Origin of the sequence: Erythrobacter donghaensis (assembly GCF_001557325.1) — a bacterium.
Classification (GTDB): domain Bacteria; phylum Pseudomonadota; class Alphaproteobacteria; order Sphingomonadales; family Sphingomonadaceae; genus Erythrobacter; species Erythrobacter donghaensis_B.
Window position 1 is genome coordinate 1 of sequence record NZ_LSJS01000175.1, and the last position, 15,862, is coordinate 15,862.

Genomic DNA, 15,862 nt, shown 5'->3' on the forward strand with positions numbered 1-15,862 from the left:
GGTCGCCCGCCTCGTAGCCGCCGAGACGGCGGTGCATCAGCCCCACCGTGTCGTTCGCCCCGCCGCGGTAATGCGCGATGCCCTGCACCAGCGAACTGGCGCAATTGCCGACGCCGACCAGCGCCACCTTGATCCCGCGGGCCCCAGGGGACAGCATCGAATTCTCCTCTTTTCAGGCGCGCACGGCGGCGCGGGCAGGGCGGGCGGGGGCGTAGCGCTCGGTCATCTCGGCGCAGAAATCGGCGAAGGCCTGCGGCTCGCGCGCGCAGGAGGTGTGGTGCGCCTCGACGCCGAGATGCTCGGGGGTGAAGCAATAGGTCACCATCACCTCGAACGGGGCGAGCGCCTCCATCTGCCGGTCGAACCAGTCGAGCGCGCCGGGGCGGAAGCGGTCGGCCCAGCTGAGCCCGGTGCGCAGCTTGCGCACGCCGAGGTCCTGCATGATCCTGACCGCATCATCCAATCGCGGATCCTCGAAGTGGAACCACTGCATCAGGCCCATTCTGTCCGCCACGCGGGCGTAGCTTTCGAGCGCGGGCTTGGGGCTCCCGTCGGCGCGGATCAGGCCCATGTGGAAATGGCGGTAGTAGGAGGAGCCCTCGGCCTCGCGGTGGCGGGTCTCGGCGCCCCAGGCCTGCGGCAGGTCGAACAGCGAATACCAGTAGACGTTGGGCACCCGCCCGAGCAGCAGCTGCGCGGTGCGTTCGAGCCCGAAGACCTGCACCTCGTCCGCCCCGAAGCTGCCGACGCCGACTTCGGTCGCCCAGACCGGCTTGTCCCCGGCGACCGCCTCGATCTCGGCGATCTTGTCGGACCAGGCGTGGATCGGCCAGAGGTTCCAGTCGAGCGGGAAGCCGTGGACGGCGACGACATCGACCTCCTCCAGCGCCCCGTGGCGGCGCATCTTCTCCACCCACGCAGGATCGATCGGCGACATGCCGCCCAATACGCGGGCAATGGCGGGGTTTATGGCGGCAATTGCGCGGCCCGCGCGGATCACCGTGTCGGCATAGATCGCCCAGTCGGGGTCGAGATCGGGGTTCCAGTGGGACTTGTTGTTCGGCTCGTTCCAGATCATCGCGGCTTCGATCATGTCCGCGCCCCCCGCGCCGGATAGACCGCCCCCGCGCCCAGATCGGCATAGGGCACCGGCGCGATGCGGCAGAGATAGACCTCGGCCTCGGGCTGCGCCTCGATGGCAAAGCCCGCCGCGCGCAGCAGGCCTTGCGAGCAGGCGGCGTTGGGCGCCCACCAGTTCGACCAGTCGCCGGCATATTCGCGCTCGATGAAGTGCATCTTCGGATAGCCCGGCTCGTCGAAGTAGGCGGGCGGATCGAAGGTGCCGGGCTTGTGGAAGGGGTGGTCGGCGGGCGCGTCGAACACGGCCTCGCTGCCGCGCTGCATGGTCTGGAACAGCAGCATGTCGCCCGCGACATGTTCGCGGATCAGATCGAGCGCGAGCAGCGGGTGGCGCAGGTGGTAGAGCACCCCCATGAAGATCACGAGATCGAAGGTCTCGCCCAGCTGCGCCACGTCATAGACGTCGCATCGCGCGAACTCGATCTCGGGGAAGCCCAGCGCATCGCTCGCCAGCCGCGCCTGTTCGAGATAGCGCGCGTCGCTGTCGATGCCCACCACGCGCCTCGCCCCCCGGCGGGCCATCTCGATGGCGTAGAACCCCGCGTTGCAGCCGATGTCGAGCACCGACTTGCCGGTGAGATCGGCGGGCAGGGCATGGGCGAAGCGGCGGTACTTGAAGGCGGGGTAATCGCCGAGGAAGTGATCGGGCGCGGTGGTCAGCCCGCCGCCCAGATCGATGTTCTGGAACCACGGGGCCAGTGCTTCGACCTGGGCGCGCAGGCCATGGGGGGAGGGGGCGTCGGCCATCCTCACCCCGCGCGCTCGTTGAGGCTCATCACCCGCTCGCCCCAGTCGCCCGCGGCGATGCGGGTGACCGAGGCCGGGTCGACGTCGAAGCCGAGGATCCGCCCGAGCGGCAGGCCGAGCACCCCGGCGACCGCGGCGCGGATCACGTCGGCGTGGCTGACCATCGCGATCACCGCGCCAGCGCCGCGGCGTGCGGCGGTGCGCAGGTGGGCGAGCACCCGCTGCTGGACGCAGCGCATGCTCTCGCCGCCCGGAGGCGAGGCCTGCGCACGCCGCGTGTTCCAGTCCTGCCACGCGGGATCGCCGGCAAGTTCGGCGAAGCTCTTGCCGGCCCAGCTGCCGAAATCGATCTCGTCGAGCTCCGGCACGAGCATCTCGGCGAGCCCGCCCGCCGCGGCAATGGCGCGGGCGGTTTCCCGTGCGCGGCGAACCGGGCTGGTGTGGACGGCATCGAGGCGCCCGGCGGCCAGCCGCTCGCCCAGCGCCTCGGCCTGCGCGCGGCCCCCGGGCGTCAGCGGCACGTCGCCGCCCCGTCCGGTGAGAACGCGGCCGAGCTGCGCATGCGCCGCGTGGCGGACGAGGAGAATAGTGGCAGTCATGATGCTCCCGAAGCTGGCGGAGCTAAGTAGAAGCCGACTCGTCGCGTACCCTAAAGGAGGCATGTTTCCAAAGTGGGTTAGAGTATTATTCCGAAAGCTCTTGAAGTGGGTGGTTCATCCAATCTTTTGTCGGTCAATTCACAATCAACATGCATTAGCATCGCCATTTAAAACATCGCTTCGCCGCTTCGACTAGGAACTTAGCTGAAGAAGAACCAGCGGCTGTCGGGAGAGCGAAGACGTGGCGGAATTGATCTTGGTAACCGGCGGCGCCGGCTTCATCGGTCGGCACCTTGCCCGCGAATTGCTGGGGCGGGGGCAGCGGGTGCGGGTGCTCGACGCGCTGATCCCGCAGGTTCACCCGAACGGCGGGCAGCCCGCCGATCTTCCGGCCGACGTCGACTTCCGCCACGGCGACGTGCGGGATCCGGACGCGGTCGCCGCCGCGCTCGAGGGGGTGGACGCGGTCGTCCACCTCGCCGCCGAAGTGGGCGTGGGCCAGTCGATGTACGAGGCCGCGCGCTACACCGCCACCAATGAGTTGGGCACCGCGATCCTGATGGAACGGCTGATGGATCACCCGGTGCGCCGGATCGTCACCGCCTCCTCGATGAGCATCTATGGCGAGGGCCTCTACCGCGATGCCGACGGCGCGCTGGTCGAGGATGCGGTGCGGGGCGTGCTGCACGATGGCCAGCGCAGCTGGGATCCGTGCGATGCCCGCGGCCGCCCGCTGACCCCCGTCGCCACCCCCGAGTGGAAGGCACCCGCGCTCTCCTCGGTCTATGCGCTGAACAAATACGTGCAGGAGCGCATGACCCACATCATGGCCGCGCCCTACGGGATCGAGAGCACCTGCCTCAGGCTGTTCAACGTCTATGGCCCGGGCCAGGCGCTCTCCAACCCCTATACCGGGGTGCTGGCGATCTTCGCCGCGCGGCTGATGAACGGCCAGCCGCCGATGATCTTCGAGGACGGCGAGCAGCGTCGCGACTTCGTCCATGTCGGCGACGTCGCGCGCGCCTTTGCCGATGCGCTCGATCACCCTGCGGCGGCGGGAGGCACATTCAACATCGGCTCGGGCGCGGATCGCTCGGTGCGCGAGGTCGCCCGGGCGCTCGGCGCGGCGATGGGGAAGAACGATCTGGAGCCGGACATCCTCGGCAAGGCGCGCACCGGCGACATCCGCCACTGCTATTGCGACACCACACTGGCGCGCGAGGTGCTGGGCTTCGAGGCGCGGCAGGATTTCGGCGAAGGCCTCGCCGATCTCGCGCAGTGGCTCGCCGGGCAGACCGCCGAGGACCGCGCCGCCACGGCGCGCGAGGAACTCGAAGCGCGCGGGCTGGTGGCATGACGAGAGGGGTCGGACGCCTCGATGAAGGCATGACCCTGCTGGTCACCGGCGGAGCGGGCTTCATCGGCTCGAACCTCGCCGACCGGCTGCTGGCACGCGGCTGCCGGGTGCGGATCCTCGATTCGCTCGCGCGCCCGGGGGTCGAGCGCAATCTCGGCTGGCTGTGCGCGCGCCACGGCCCGCTGGTCGAGCCGGTGATCGCCGATCTGCGCGATCCGGCCGCGATTGCGCGCGCGGTGCAGGGGGTCGACGGCGCCTTCCACCTCGCCGCGCAGGTCGCGGTCACCACCAGCCTTGCCGACCCGGCGGCCGACTTCGCGGTCAATTGCGGCGGCACCTTCGCGCTGCTCGAGGCCCTGCGCCTCGATCGCCCCGGCGCGCCGCTGATCTTCGCGTCGACCAACAAGGTCTATGGCGACCTTGCCGACATCGCCTTCCGCCGCACCGATGCGGGCCATGTCCCGCGCGACCCCGCGCTCGCCCGGCACGGTGTGGCGGAAGACCGCAGGCTCGATTTCCACACGCCCTATGGCTGCTCCAAAGGCGCGGCGGACCAGTATGTGCTCGATTACGCGCGCAGCTACGCCATGCCCGCAGCGGTGTTCCGGATGAGCTGCATCTATGGCGAGCGGCAGATGGGCACCGAGGACCAGGGCTGGGTCGCGCACTTCCTGCTGCGGGCGCTCGCGGGCGAGGCGATCACGCTCTACGGCGATGGCCATCAGGTGCGTGACGTGTGCGACGTGGGCGATACCTGCGCGGCCTATATCGCCGCCTTCGAGCGGATCGGTGCCATCGCGGGCCGCGCCTTCAACTGGGGTGGCGGGCCGGAGAATGCCGTCAGCCTGCTCACCCTCGTGGCCGAGATCCGCCGCATTCTCGGCACCGCGCCGCGCGTCGACTTCGCCGAGTGGCGCGCGGGCGACCAGCGCTGGTTCGTCGCCGACACGCGCGCCGCCGATGCGGCGCTGGGGCTGGGGCCGCGCAAGCCGTGGCGCAGCGGGCTGGCCGATCTGGCCGCCTGGCTCGCCGCCAACCGCGCCGCGCCGCTGCCGCTCCCCGCGATCTCGCCCGAGCACGCCGCGTGAGCGCTCGCGCCGCCCGCCTTGCAGGGGCCCGCATCCTGATGACCACCGATGCGGTGGGCGGGGTGTGGCAATATGCCTGCGATCTCGCCGCGCAGCTGGCCGCGGGCGATTGCGAGGTCACGCTCGCGCTGCTCGGCCCCGCGCCGGGCGAGGCCTTGCGCGCCGAGCTGCCCGCCGGAGTGCGCCTGATCGAGACCGGGCTGCCGCTCGACTGGCTGTGCGACGGCCCCGGCGAGGTGCAGACGGCCGCGCGGGCGCTCGCCGGACTGGCAGCCGAGACCGGCGCCGATCTCGTCCATTGCAATTCCCCCGCGCTCGCCGGGGCCGCCGCCTTTCCGGTGCCGGTGGTTACGGTCGCGCATGGCTGCATCGCGACCTGGTGGCAGGGCGCGCGTGGCGGCCCGCTCGACCCCGCGCTCGGCTGGCACGCCGAGCGCGTGCGCCGCGGTCTCACCGGCTCGGCGGCCACCGTCGCCCCGAGCGCCGCCTTCGCCGCGATGCTGGCCGCGACCTATCGCCTGCCGTGTTCGCCCGTCGTCGTCCACAACGGCCGCCCGCCCGCGCCTGCAATCGCGGGCGAGGTCCACCGCTTCCATGCTGCGCTGAGCGTGGGGCGGATGTGGGATCCGGCCAAGAACGCCGCGGTGCTCGATGCGGCCGCCGCGCAGTGCGGCGTGCGCCTGCTCGCGGCGGGGCCCTTGCGGGGCCCGCGCGGCGAGCAGGCGCGCTTCGCCCACGCGGTCGCGCTCGGCACGCTGCCCGGCGCGTGCCTGGCCGAGCTCCTGCAATTGCGGCCGGTGTTCGTTTCGGCCGCGACCTTCGAGCCCTTCGGCCTCGCGGTGCTCGAGGCTGCCTCGGCGGGCTGCGCGCTGGTGCTGTCGGACATCCCGACCTTCCGCGAGCTGTGGGACGGGGCGGCGCTGTTCGTGCCTGCGCAGGACGCCGCCGGGTTTGCCGCGACGATCGACCGGGTGCATCGCGATCCCGAACTGCGCTGGCGACTGGGCGAGGCGGCGCATGGCCGCGCGCAGCGCTTCACCCCTGCCGCGATGGCGCGCGGGATGGCGGCGATCTACGCGCCCCTGCTCAAGACGCGCGCGGTGGCGGCATGAGGATCGCCTGGTTCACCCACTCGCTCGCCTCGTGCTGGAACCACGGCAATGCCCATTTCCTGCGCGGGGTGATGGACGACCTGATGGCGCGCGGCCACGATGCGCTCGCCTTCGAGCCTGCCGGTGCCTGGAGCCGCGCCAATCTCGTGGCCGATCACGGCGCGGCCGGTCTCAGGCCCTTCGAGACCGCCTATCCGCGCCTCGCCTCGGTCAGCTACCCCGCCGATGCCGACGTGGAGGCGCTGGTCGAGGGCGCGGACTGCGTGATCGTGCATGAATGGAACGACCCCGCGCTGGTCGCCCGGCTGGGCACCTTGCGAAAGCGCGGGGGCCGCTTCCGGCTGCTGTTCCACGACACCCACCACCGCGCTGTCAGCGAGCCGGATGCGATGCGCGCCTATGACCTCACCGGCTATGACGGCGTGCTGGCCTTCGGCGAGGCGCTGGCGCAGGTCTATCGCGGCTGGGGCTGGGGGAGCCGTGTCCACGTGTGGCACGAGGCCGCCGACACCCGCCGCTTCCACCCGCCTGCCGTGGAGGCCCCGCGCGAGGGGCTGGTGTGGATCGGCAACTGGGGCGACGGAGAGCGCTCGGCCGAGCTCGAGGAATTCCTGCTCGCCCCCGCCGCGGCCGCCGACCTGCCGCTCGACATCTACGGGGTGCGCTACCCCGCCGCCGCGCTCGCCGCGCTGGAGCGATACGGCGCGCGCTACCGCGGCTGGGCGGCGAACCCGCGCGCGCCGGCGATCTTCGCGCGGGCGGTGGCGACCGTCCACGTCCCCCGCCGCTTCTACGTCGAGGCGCTCCCCGGCATCCCGACGATCCGCGTGTTCGAGGCGCTCGCCTGCGGCATTCCGCTGGTCTGCGCGCCGTGGGAGGATGCCGAGGGGCTGTTCTCTCCCGGCAGCGACTACCTCGTCGCGCGCGACGGGGCGGAGATGACCGCACACCTCAGAGCGCTCGCCAACGACCCGGCAATGCGCGGGCAATTGGCCGCGCATGGCCTCGCGACGATCCGGCAACGACACACCTGCGCCCACCGCGCCGAGGAACTGCTGGCGCTGCTCGCCCCGCAAAAGGAGACCGCATGAATATCGCTTTCTACGGATCGAGCCTGCTGTCGTCCTACTGGAACGGGGCGGCGACCTATTACCGCGGGCTGCTGCGCGCGCTGGCCGAGCGCGGGCACCGCATCACCTTCTACGAGCCCGACGCTTTCGATCGGCAGGCGCACCGCGACATCGACCCGCCGCCATGGGCGCAGGTGGTGGTGTGGCCTGCCACGCCCGAGGGCCTTGCAGGGGCGCTCGCCGAGGCAGGCGGTGCCGACGTGGTGATCAAGGCGAGCGGGGTCGGGGTCTATGACCGGGAACTGCTCGAAGGCGTGCTGGCCCATGCGCGCGAGGACGCGCTGACGATCTTCTGGGACGTGGACGCCGCCGCCACGCTCGACGAGATGCGCCGCGATCCGGGCCACCCGGTGCGCGCCGCGCTGCCGCGGCTCGACATGGTGTTCACCTATGGGGGCGGCCCGCCGGTGGTCGAGGCCTACAAGGGCTTCGGCGCGCGCGATTGCGTGCCGGTCTACAACGCGCTCGACCTGACGACGCATGTGCCTGTCCCGCCCGATCCGCGCTTTGCCTGCGATCTCGCCTTCCTCGCCAATCGCCTGCCCGACCGCGAGGCGCGGGTGGAGGAGTTCTTCCTGCGCCCCGCATCGCTGCTGCCGCACCGCAGCTTCCTGATCGGCGGCAATGGCTGGGGAGACAAGGCGATGCCGGCCAACACCCGCGCGATCGGCCATGTCGGCACGGCGCAGCACAATGTCTTCAACGCCACCCCGCTCGCGGTGCTCAACGTGGCGCGCGATTCGATGGCGGCGGTCGGCTTCTCGCCCGCGACCCGCGTGTTCGAGGCGGCGGGCGCGGCAGCCTGCCTCATCACCGATGCCTGGGAGGGGATCCCGATGTTCCTCGAACCCGACAAGGAAGTGCTGGTCGCGCGCGACGGGCAGGACGTGGCCGAGCACCTCGCCGCGCTCACCCCGGCGCGCGCGCGGGCGATCGGGGCGGCGGCGCTCGAGCGGGTGCGGCGCGAGCACACCTACGAGCTGCGCGCGGGTGTCGTCGAGCGCGAATTGCACCGGCTCGCCCAGGCCCGCCGCGAGGTCGCGGCATGAGGCTGGTGGTGCTCGGGCTGAGCCTGTCGTCCTCGTGGGGGAACGGCCATGCGACCACTTTCCGCGCGCTGCTGGCGGCGTTCGCGGCGCGCGGGCATGAAGTGCTGTTCCTCGAGCGCGACGTGCCGTGGTACGCCGCGCACCGCGATCTGGCCGCGCCGGATTTCTGCCGCCTCGCCTATTACGACAGCCTTGCCGGGCTCGAGCAATGGCGCGGCGAGATTGCCGGGGCGGACGCGGTGATGGTCGGCTCCTACGTGCCCGACGGCATCGCGGTGAGCGCCTTCGTGCAGGGCGCCGCGCGCGGGGCGGTGTGCTTCTACGACATCGATACCCCCGTTACCCTCGCGGCGCTGGACCGGGGGGAGTGCGACTATGTCTCGCGCAACATCATTTCCCACTTCGACATCTATTTTTCCTTCTCGGGCGGGCCGGTGCTGACCCGGCTGGAGGAGGACTACGGGGCCCGGGCGGCACGGGCGCTCTACTGCTCGGTCGACACTGAGCGCTACCACCCGGTCGACGTGGAGTGCCGCTGGGACCTCACCTATCTCGGCACCTACAGCCCCGACCGCCAGCCGACCCTCGAGCGGCTATTGATAGCGCCTGCACTCGCCTGTCCCGATATGACCTTTGCCGTCGCGGGGCCGCGCTATCCCGAGGACATCGTATGGCCCGCCAATGTCGAGCGGATCGAGCATCTGCCGCCTGGCGAGCACGCCGCCTTCTACTCGGCCTCGCGCTACACGCTCAACGTCACCCGCGCCGACATGATCGCGGCCGGGTGGTCGCCCTCGGTGCGCCTGTTCGAGGCGGGGGCCTGCGGGACGCCGATCATCTCCGACCGCTGGGAGGGGATCGAGACGCTGTTCGCGCCGGGCGAGGCGATCATCCTTGCGGACAAGAGCGCGGAGGTGATCGCGGCGCTCCGCCGTCCGGCGCGCGCGATCGGCGAGGCCGCGCGCGCGGCGGTGCTCGACGGGCACAGCGCGGCGGTCCGCGCCGCCCGGTTCGAGGCGGACCTCCTCGCGGCCATCGCGCAGCGGCGGGACACCAACGACACCACAGCCAACAGGAGAGAGATGGCATGACTGCAGACACGCAAGGCTGGACGCTGGTTGCAGGCGGGGCCGGGTTCATCGGCTCGCACCTGTGCCGCCGCCTGCTCGAGGCAGGCGAGCGGGTGCTGTGCCTCGACAACCTCCAGACCGCGCGCATCGCCAATCTCGACACGCTGGCGCGCTACCCCCGGTTCCGCTTCGTGCGCGGCGATATCGCCCATGGCCTGCCGCCAGCGGTGCTGCGCGAGGGCGCGGCGATCCGCCGCATCTACAACCTCGCCTGCGCCGCCTCGCCGGTGCTCTACCAGGCCGATCCCGAGCACACCATGCTCACCAACGTGGTCGGCACCGACAGCCTGCTGCGGCTGGCCGAGCAGTCGGGCGCGCGCTTCCTGCTTGCCTCGACCAGCGAGGTCTATGGCGATCCCGACGTCCACCCGCAGCCCGAAGCCTACCGCGGCAATGTCAGCTGCACGGGGCCGCGCGCCTGCTACGACGAGGGCAAGCGCGCCGCCGAGACGCTGACCTTCGACTTCGCCCGGATGGGCCGCGCCGAAGTGCGGGTGGCGCGGATCTTCAACACCTATGGCCCGCACATGCGGGTGGATGACGGGCGGGTGATCTCCAATTTCATCGCCCAGGTGCTCGCCGGCGAGCGGCTGACGATCTATGGGGACGGCAGCCAGACGCGCAGCTTCTGCTACGTCGACGACACGGTCGACGCGCTGGTGCGGCTGATGGAGGCCGACCTTCCCGATCAGCAGCCCGTCAACATCGGCAATTGTCAGGAGCTGACCATCGCCGAACTGGTCGAGACGCTGGGCGAGGTCGCGGGTGCGCCGGTCAGGGTCGCGCATCACGCGCTGCCGACCGACGATCCCCAGCGCCGCCGCCCCGACATCAGCACCGCGCGCGCGTGGCTCGGCTGGGAGCCGAGCACCTCGCTGCGGCAGGGCCTGCACAAGACCTACGCCTGGTTCGCCGAGGAACACCGAGCGCTGCGGGTTCCGGCAGCGGCGGAATAGAGGAGCGACATCATGCCCGAACAGGACACCCGCAGAGCCACGCGCCGACTGCCGCCGGGCGGCGGCGGGGCCGAGGAGTTCATCGCGGTCCGCTGGAACTCGCTGGCGCTGGTGGTGCTCTATGCCTGGCTGCTGACCGCGCTGGTGCTGCTGCTGCCCGACCTGTCGCACGCGCGGGTGAGCGGGTGGCTCGCCCATCCGCTCAATACGCTGTTGATGCTGCTGCTGATCGCGGAGAGCTTCCGGCATGTGAAATATGGCCTCGACGAGCTGATCGACGATTACCTCCATGCCCCGCTCGGCCGCGCGGTGGCGAAGGCGGCCAACAAGACGGCCTGCATCGTCGCGGGCGTGTTCGGCGTGCTGAGCGTGCTGCGGATCGCGTTTGGCACGGCCTGAGGCAGGATTGCGTCATCCGTTAAGGTCCGCTCCGCCCAAACGCGCCAGACCGAAGGCAGAGAGCAGCGACGGGCTAATTCAGGATAGGAGCACAACCGGCTCCCCGTGCGACACTGCATTTCTTCCCCGCTCCAACCCCGCGGGCCGAAGTATAGGGAAAGAAGGCAGACAATGGCACAGGATGGCAGATCCTCGACCGGAAGGCTGACGCTGAAGACGGTGCAGACCTCCGAGGAACAGGTTGACTACAGCTACGACCAGTGGCGCCATGCGCAGATGCGGCAGATGGAGCAGAGCTACGCCGAGACCACCGGCGGCGCCCGGCGCCATCCGGCAGCGGCCTGACCGCGCTGGCAAAGATCGAGCGTCGACGGCCCCGCCGTCGGCGCTTTTTGTTTGCCTGTCATCCTTCTCCCGAAAAGGCGAAGACGATGCGGTGGCAATATTCCTCACCGGCGCCGAGCCGGATTGAGCCGAACGCCGGGCGGTTGGGGGTGTCGGGGAACATCTGCGGTTCGAGCGCTACCCCGTCGCCCATGCGATAGGCCTGTCGGCGCTTGCCGACCAGGCTGCCATCGAGGAAGTTGCCCGAATAGAACTGCACCCCCGGCTCGGTCGAAAGCACTTCGAGCACCCGGCCCGATGCGGGGTGGGCAAGGCGGGCGAGGAGACGCGGCGTAGCGCTGCGGCTCCGGTCGACCACCCAATTGTGGTCATAGCCGTGGCCGATGCGGATCTGGTCGTGGGTGGTGTCGCGCACCCTTGCGCCGATCGCCCGGGCTTCGCGGAAGTCGAAGGGGGTGCCTGTGACCGGGGCGAAGTCCCCGGTCGGAATCGCGGTATCGTCGGTGGGCAGGAAGTGCTCGGCCGGGATCGTCAGTTCGTGGTCCATCGCCCCGGTTGCCGCGCCTTCGCCCGCGAGGTTCCAGTAGGCGTGGTTGGTCATGTTGACGATTGTCGGCCGGTCAGTCGTGGCCCGATAGGTAATTGCGAGCGCGCCGTCATCGCCCAGCGCGTATTTGGCGGTGACCTGGAGCGTGCCCGGAAAACCCTGATCGCCATCCGGGCTGGTGTGGGCGAGGCGGACGAAAGGCGCAGGCGTATCGCCGGTTTCGACAATGTCCCACAGCGCCTTGTCGAAGCCCTCGGGGCCGCCGTGGAGCGCGTTGGGGCCGTTGTTGGCGGGCACGCGATATTCGGTGCCGTCCAGCAGGAAGCGTCCGCCCGCGATGCGGTTTGCGACGCGGCCGACGCTCGATCCGAAATAGGCGGTGCTGCCGAGATATTCCGCCAGCGTGGCATGGCCGAGCGTGACGTCGGCGAGCTTGCCCTCGCGGTCGGGAACGATCATCGACTGGAGCGTCGCGCCATGGGCGATCACCGTCGCGCTTACCCCTTGCGCATTGACCAGCGTCACCGCCTCGACCGCGCGGCCATCGGGCAGGTGGCCGAAAAGGCGGCGGTGGACGCCGGGGCGCAGGTTCCGGGAGGGGGTTTCCTTCATCGTGCGCTCATTTATATGATAATATCTCGAGGGCAAGCCATTCCCGCCCGTTCATGATCGAGGAGTGCCGATTGCGCAAACCCGTCCTTGCCATACTGTCCGCGTTCACCGCGTCGGCCAGCCTTGTCTCCCCCGCCTGCTCGAAAGAACCCGAACCCTTCGTCCCGGTCTACCGCGCCAACTTCCCCGATCCCTTCGTGCTGCCCCATCAGGGCCGTTACCTCGCCTATGCCACCAATGCGGAAGCCGATCAGGCCAATGTGCAGATGGCCGTCTCGGAGGACCTGGTGAACTGGACGCCCTTGAAGGACGGCGCACGGCTGCATGACGCCATGCCGGTGCTGCCCGCCTGGGCGCAGCGCGGCTGGACCTGGGCGCCCGAAGTGATGGAGCTGGAGGGCCGCTACCTGCTGTTTTTCACCGCCCGCGAGAAGGCGAGCGGCAGGCAGTGCACCGGTGTCGCGAGCAGCGCCGATCCGCTCGGCCCCTTCACCTCGGACGCGGCCGCACCGCTGGTCTGTCAGCGCGACCAGGGCGGGACGATCGACGCCAGCCCTTTCCGCGACGCCGACGGCAAGCTCTACCTCTACTACAAGGCCGATGCGAACGCGGTCGGCAAGCCCACGAACATCTATGCCCAGCCCATGACGCCGGACGGCCTCGGCCTCACCGGCGAGCCCGTCACGCTGCTCGCCAACGACCAGCCGTGGGAGGCGCACGTGATCGAGAGCCCGACGATGGTGCAGCGCGGGGAGGGCTATGTGCTCTTCTATTCCGCCAACCATTTCGGCTGGGAGACGCACCAGCGCCTCAGCCCCTACGCCATGGGCTATGCGACCTGCGAAGGGCCGCTGGGGCCGTGCACCGATGCGCCCGAGAACCCGATCCTCTACAGCTACACCGACCGCAAGGCGGGGTGCCTCAGCGGCCCCGGACACCAGGCGGTGTTCGAGGCAGCGGGGAGGCAATTCATCCTGTTCCACGCCCATATCGCGCGCGGCGGGTGCCAGAACGCGAAGAAGGGCCGCGCGATGTATATCGCGCCGCTGGGCTGGGATGCGGAGGGCAGGCCGGTGATCGGCACCAGCCTGCGTCCTTCGCAAAAGCCCTAGCGGCCGAACCTGAACCTGAAGCCGAGCGACAAAGTGCTCTCGTCGTCGCGCAGGTAGCGGATGAATTCGGCCTCGGGCGCGCCGTTGCGGGCCGAGGTGAAGTCCTGCCGGAACTGTTCGCGGGTGATGTTGGTCCAGTCGCCGAACAGCGAGAAGTTCTCGTTGATGTCGTAGGACAGCGACAGGTCCAGACGCCCTGCGGGCCGCGCGTTCTCGACATAGACATCGTCGCCCCGGAACTGCTGCGTCGCGCGGAAACGTGAGCGGTCGTTATAGGCGAGGCGGGCGGTGAGGCCGTAGCGCTCGTAGATCCCGACGATGTTGGCGTTCCACTTCGACACGCCGTTGAGCTGGTCGGTGATCGGCTGATAGGTCAGCCCGCCCGCGCCGTCGGGCTGCTGCGTCTCGGCGTCGATATAGGTCAAATTGACCTGCATCCCGAAGCCGCGCGCGAAATCGGGCAGGCTCTCGAAATCGGCGAAAATCTGCGCCTGCAATTCCGCCCCCGTGATCCGCCCCTTGCCGGTGTTGACCGGCCCGGTGATCTCGACGACGCCGAGGGTGGGATCGTCGATGCGGAAGGTGTTGGGCTGGATGAACCCGTCGACCGCGCGGTGGAAGCCGGTCAGCGAGACGAAGCCGGCGGGCGCGAAGTACCATTCGGCCGCAACGTCGAAGTTCCACGAGGTGAAGGGCTCGAGGAATGGGTTGCCCCCGAAGCCGCGATAGGGGTTGCTGTCGGTCCCCACCCCGCCCGGCGGCGGCGCGCCGAGCACCAGCGCGGGGTTCAAATCGGCGAAGGTCGGAAGGGTGCGGGTCTTGGAGACCGCCGCGCGCAGCTGAATCTCGGGGGTCACCCGCGCGCGGATGCTGGCGTTGGGGAGCCAGGATTCGTTGGTGTTGCCCTCGTCGATCGCCGGAATGCCGGTCGGAGCGGGGCCGGCGACGCGGGTCTTCACGCGCGTGTGGCGCAGGCCGAGGGTGCCCTCGATGTCGCCCGAACCGAGGTTGATCTGGCCGTAGCCCGCGAAGTTCTTCTCGGACGCGGTGTAGAGCAGATTGCGCGCCACCGGATCGCCGTTCGGGAAGCCCGCGATCTGGCGCAGCTCCGCGATGTTCTCGCGGATGCTGTCATAGGTCGGCGCGGCCCATACCGAGGTGCCGCCGACATCGACGCCGTTGAACACCTCGAACTCGACCGGCAGCGCAGTCGCATTGGTGAGCGTGGCGGGACGGGAGAAGCGGTTGGCATATTCGCGCCGCGCATCGCGGTCCGTGTAGCGCACCCCGGCCTGAATGCTGCGGATCAGCGTGCCGTCGACCAGATATTCCAGATCGCCGCGCAGCTGCCAGTCGTCACCCTGCGACCGCTGGTTCTCCTCGAACAGACCGTCGAAGAACTGCGCGCTGGGGTCCGAGAAATCGATATTGGTGATCTCGAAAGCCGGGGTCTCGGTATCGAAATTGATCACCGGCGCGGCGGTCCAGCGGCGGTCGACGCTTTCGGTCGATCCGGTGAAGGTGCTATCGGTGCGGGCGATGTCGAGCTTGACGTTGAGGCGGTCGAAGGTCGCCTTCACCCCGCCTGCGAACTGGTAGGTGTCGGTCTTGTTGTAGGTCGCGCCCTGGAACGAGAACAGCGATCCCGGCAGGCCGTTCACGGTCCCGCCGCTGACGATGTTGGTGCCCTCGCGGAACTGGAGGCTGTCCACCTGCGCCCCGTTGAACAGCTCGGCGGCGAGCAGGCGGTCGTCGATCTCGTTGCGGAAGCCCTGCCACAGGCCCTCGAGATAGAATTCGAGATCGGGGTTCGGCTTGTACTGGATCGCGGCGTTGACCGAGGGCCGCACGCGGTTGCCCGAGCGGTAGAACAGGCGCTGGATATCGGGGAAGCGCGCCGCCGTGCCCGCGCCCGCATCGGGGATCAACGCGTCGCCGCCGTCATCGCGGAAGGTCTGGAGAAAGTCGGTGTTCGAGATTTCCGCGTCGAGATAGGTCATCTCGACCCGCGAGGCGTTGACGAGGATCCCGAACTCGCCCCCGTCGCCCACGTCCCAGCGCTTGGTGGCGAGCAGGTTGAAGTTGGGGGTGATCTCTTCGGCCTGCACGGTGTAGAGGCCCCACACCGAGCCTGCGATCTGCCCGTCCGCAAAGTCGAGCGGCTGGCGCGAGCGCACATTAACGAGGCCTGCAAGGCCGGGTTCGATCAGGTCGGCGGCGGAGGTCTTGTAGACCTCGAGCGCGGCGACATTGGCGGCCGGGAAGTCCTGCAGCGCGACGATGCGCGTCTCGGCGGTGAAGATCTCGCGGCCGTTGTAGGTGGTGGTGAAGTTCGGAAGGCCGCGCACCAGCACGTTGGAGGCCTCGCCCCCCTGCCGGTAGACCTGCACCCCCGGGATGCGCGCGGCGATCTGGGCGGTGTTCAGATCGGGCAGCTTGGCGATGTCCTCGGCGACCACGGCATCGACGATCTCGTCGGAGTTGCGGCGGATGTTGCGGATCGATTCCAATGATTGGCGCAGGCCCGAGACGATGATTT

General features: G+C 69.7%; 15 protein-coding genes. 10 read left to right on the plus strand and 5 right to left on the minus strand.

The features are described 5' to 3' along the window. Positions 1 to 172: 172 nt before the first annotated feature. Genes AX692_RS10285 through AX692_RS10295 form a run of 3 tightly spaced genes read right to left on the minus strand, consistent with a single transcriptional unit; the run spans position 173 to position 2,486 of the window. Positions 173 to 1,093 (minus strand): glycosyl hydrolase, encoded by a 921-nt coding sequence (locus AX692_RS10285; protein WP_073977661.1) that lies wholly within the window; start codon positions 1,091 to 1,093, stop codon positions 173 to 175. Next, positions 1,090 to 1,887 (minus strand): TIGR04290 family methyltransferase, encoded by a 798-nt coding sequence (locus tag AX692_RS10290; protein WP_073974212.1) that lies wholly within the window; start codon positions 1,885 to 1,887, stop codon positions 1,090 to 1,092. Before AX692_RS10290 ends, AX692_RS10285 begins: the two co-directional genes overlap by 4 nt. A 2-nt stretch (positions 1,888 to 1,889) precedes the next feature. Beyond that, on the minus strand, positions 1,890 to 2,486 hold the full coding sequence (locus tag AX692_RS10295; protein ID WP_073974211.1) for a histidine phosphatase family protein: 597 nt from the start codon (positions 2,484 to 2,486) through the stop codon (positions 1,890 to 1,892). Between the two features lie 241 nt (positions 2,487 to 2,727). Here AX692_RS10295 and AX692_RS10300 point away from each other — a divergent pair, with 241 nt between their 5' ends. The 9 genes from AX692_RS10300 (at position 2,728) to AX692_RS19655 (ending at position 11,052) form a co-directional block, all read left to right on the plus strand. Then, the gene (locus tag AX692_RS10300) at positions 2,728 to 3,843 is read left to right on the plus strand and encodes an NAD-dependent epimerase/dehydratase family protein (RefSeq protein WP_073974210.1); all 1,116 of its coding nucleotides are present in this window, start codon (positions 2,728 to 2,730) and stop codon (positions 3,841 to 3,843) included. Beyond that, positions 3,840 to 4,931: an NAD-dependent epimerase/dehydratase family protein gene (locus AX692_RS10305; RefSeq protein WP_073974209.1), complete on the plus strand. Its 1,092-nt coding sequence runs from the start codon at positions 3,840 to 3,842 to the stop codon at positions 4,929 to 4,931. Before AX692_RS10300 ends, AX692_RS10305 begins: the two co-directional genes overlap by 4 nt. Then, positions 4,928 to 6,043, plus strand: coding sequence for a glycosyltransferase family 4 protein (locus AX692_RS10310; RefSeq protein WP_230959801.1), 1,116 nt, complete (start codon positions 4,928 to 4,930; stop codon positions 6,041 to 6,043). The genes AX692_RS10305 and AX692_RS10310 overlap by 4 nt, the downstream gene beginning before the upstream one ends. Continuing rightward, positions 6,040 to 7,134 (plus strand): CgeB family protein, encoded by a 1,095-nt coding sequence (locus AX692_RS10315; protein WP_073974207.1) that lies wholly within the window; start codon positions 6,040 to 6,042, stop codon positions 7,132 to 7,134. Before AX692_RS10310 ends, AX692_RS10315 begins: the two co-directional genes overlap by 4 nt. After that, on the plus strand, positions 7,131 to 8,222 hold the full coding sequence (locus AX692_RS10320) for a CgeB family protein (RefSeq protein WP_073974206.1): 1,092 nt from the start codon (positions 7,131 to 7,133) through the stop codon (positions 8,220 to 8,222). Before AX692_RS10315 ends, AX692_RS10320 begins: the two co-directional genes overlap by 4 nt. Next, positions 8,219 to 9,313: a CgeB family protein gene (locus AX692_RS10325; protein ID WP_073974205.1), complete on the plus strand. Its 1,095-nt coding sequence runs from the start codon at positions 8,219 to 8,221 to the stop codon at positions 9,311 to 9,313. The genes AX692_RS10320 and AX692_RS10325 overlap by 4 nt, the downstream gene beginning before the upstream one ends. Then, positions 9,310 to 10,308, plus strand: coding sequence for a GDP-mannose 4,6-dehydratase (locus AX692_RS10330; protein ID WP_073974204.1), 999 nt, complete (start codon positions 9,310 to 9,312; stop codon positions 10,306 to 10,308). Before AX692_RS10325 ends, AX692_RS10330 begins: the two co-directional genes overlap by 4 nt. Before the next feature lie 12 nt (positions 10,309 to 10,320). Beyond that, complete coding sequence (sdhD, locus tag AX692_RS10335) at positions 10,321 to 10,707, plus strand: succinate dehydrogenase, hydrophobic membrane anchor protein (RefSeq protein WP_073974203.1); 387 nt, start codon at positions 10,321 to 10,323, stop codon at positions 10,705 to 10,707. Between the two features lie 171 nt (positions 10,708 to 10,878). Next, positions 10,879 to 11,052: a hypothetical protein gene (locus AX692_RS19655; protein ID WP_155644978.1), complete on the plus strand. Its 174-nt coding sequence runs from the start codon at positions 10,879 to 10,881 to the stop codon at positions 11,050 to 11,052. 58 nt (positions 11,053 to 11,110) lie between these two features. On the opposite strand, the gene AX692_RS10340 is transcribed toward AX692_RS19655, so the two are convergent. Continuing rightward, positions 11,111 to 12,211, minus strand: a complete 1,101-nt coding sequence (locus tag AX692_RS10340; RefSeq protein WP_073974202.1) for an aldose epimerase family protein — start codon at positions 12,209 to 12,211, stop codon at positions 11,111 to 11,113. Positions 12,212 to 12,282: 71 nt separating this feature from the next. Here AX692_RS10340 and AX692_RS10345 point away from each other — a divergent pair, with 71 nt between their 5' ends. Beyond that, complete coding sequence (locus AX692_RS10345) at positions 12,283 to 13,323, plus strand: glycoside hydrolase family 43 protein (RefSeq protein WP_230959573.1); 1,041 nt, start codon at positions 12,283 to 12,285, stop codon at positions 13,321 to 13,323. Here the strand turns inward: AX692_RS10345 and AX692_RS10350 are convergent. Then, positions 13,320 to 15,862 (minus strand): TonB-dependent receptor (locus AX692_RS10350; protein WP_155646309.1); only part of this gene is annotated, 2,543 nt, incomplete at its 5' end. The two genes, AX692_RS10345 and AX692_RS10350, sit on opposite strands and share 4 nt — an antisense overlap.

Excerpts from the sequence above, each read along its gene's own strand:
- AX692_RS10285 (WP_073977661.1), bottom strand. The coding sequence starts at position 1,093 with ATGATCGAAGCCGCGATGATCTGGAACGAGCCGAACAACAAGTCCCAC.
- AX692_RS10290 (WP_073974212.1), bottom strand. The coding sequence starts at position 1,887 with ATGGCCGACGCCCCCTCCCCCCATGGCCTGCGCGCCCAGGTCGAAGCA.
- AX692_RS10295 (WP_073974211.1), bottom strand. The coding sequence starts at position 2,486 with ATGACTGCCACTATTCTCCTCGTCCGCCACGCGGCGCATGCGCAGCTC.
- AX692_RS10305 (WP_073974209.1), top strand. The coding sequence starts at position 3,840 with ATGACGAGAGGGGTCGGACGCCTCGATGAAGGCATGACCCTGCTGGTC.
- AX692_RS10315 (WP_073974207.1), top strand. The coding sequence starts at position 6,040 with ATGAGGATCGCCTGGTTCACCCACTCGCTCGCCTCGTGCTGGAACCAC.
- AX692_RS10320 (WP_073974206.1), top strand. The coding sequence starts at position 7,131 with ATGAATATCGCTTTCTACGGATCGAGCCTGCTGTCGTCCTACTGGAAC.
- AX692_RS10325 (WP_073974205.1), top strand. The coding sequence starts at position 8,219 with ATGAGGCTGGTGGTGCTCGGGCTGAGCCTGTCGTCCTCGTGGGGGAAC.
- AX692_RS10330 (WP_073974204.1), top strand. The coding sequence starts at position 9,310 with ATGACTGCAGACACGCAAGGCTGGACGCTGGTTGCAGGCGGGGCCGGG.
- sdhD (WP_073974203.1), top strand. The coding sequence starts at position 10,321 with ATGCCCGAACAGGACACCCGCAGAGCCACGCGCCGACTGCCGCCGGGC.
- AX692_RS19655 (WP_155644978.1), top strand. The coding sequence starts at position 10,879 with ATGGCACAGGATGGCAGATCCTCGACCGGAAGGCTGACGCTGAAGACG.
- AX692_RS10340 (WP_073974202.1), bottom strand. The coding sequence starts at position 12,211 with ATGAAGGAAACCCCCTCCCGGAACCTGCGCCCCGGCGTCCACCGCCGC.